General features: G+C 69.5%; 1 protein-coding gene. It reads left to right on the top strand.

The window, feature by feature from the left end:
- The coding region (locus M9H71_RS25125) for a phage protease (protein WP_455407583.1) at nucleotides 1–672 on the top strand (672 nt) is incomplete at both ends.

Raw genomic sequence — 672 nt, 5'->3', positions numbered from 1 at the left:
CGAGCGTCTGGTCGCACGGTTCGCCGCCGACGGCGTCGAGGTGCCGGCGGACATCAATCATGCGATCGCCAAGAGCGCTGGCTCTGCCAGTGACAACGGCGATGCTGTCGGCTGGGCGACGAAGCTCGAAGCGCGCGACGACGGCACCTGGGCGCTGGTCGACATGCTCGATGCGGGGCGTGCCGCGCTCGCCAAGAAGACGCAGCGCTACATCTCTCCGACCGTGCTGTGCAACGAGGCCGGTCTCGCGACTTGGCTGCATTCGTTTTCGCTGGTCGCCGCTCCAGGGCTGGCGATGCCGGCGATCGCCTCTGCTCAACTGACCACCGAACCGGAGATCCCGATGAAGGACATCGCGAAGGCCCTCGGCCTCGCCGAGACCGCCGATCAGGCCGCGTGCCTGTCGGCGATCACTACGCTGACGACCGGCAAGGTCGACAAGGCGGTGCACGAGCAGGCGCTGACCAACCTCGCCGCTGCCACCGCTCAGGTCGCCGCGCTGACGGCCGAGCTCGCCGCGCGCGACAAGGCCGCGCACGACGCCAAGGTCACGGCGCTGCTCGATGGCGCGCTGAAGGACAAGAAGATCGTCCCGGCGCAGCGCGATCACTACGCGGCTCTGTGCGCCACGCCCGAGGGGCTGGCGCAGGTCACCACGCTGCTCGGCGCCAC

The sequence above is a fragment of the Rhodopseudomonas parapalustris genome, assembly GCF_053772255.1.
This window is presented reverse-complemented; position numbering and strand designations above follow the sequence as displayed.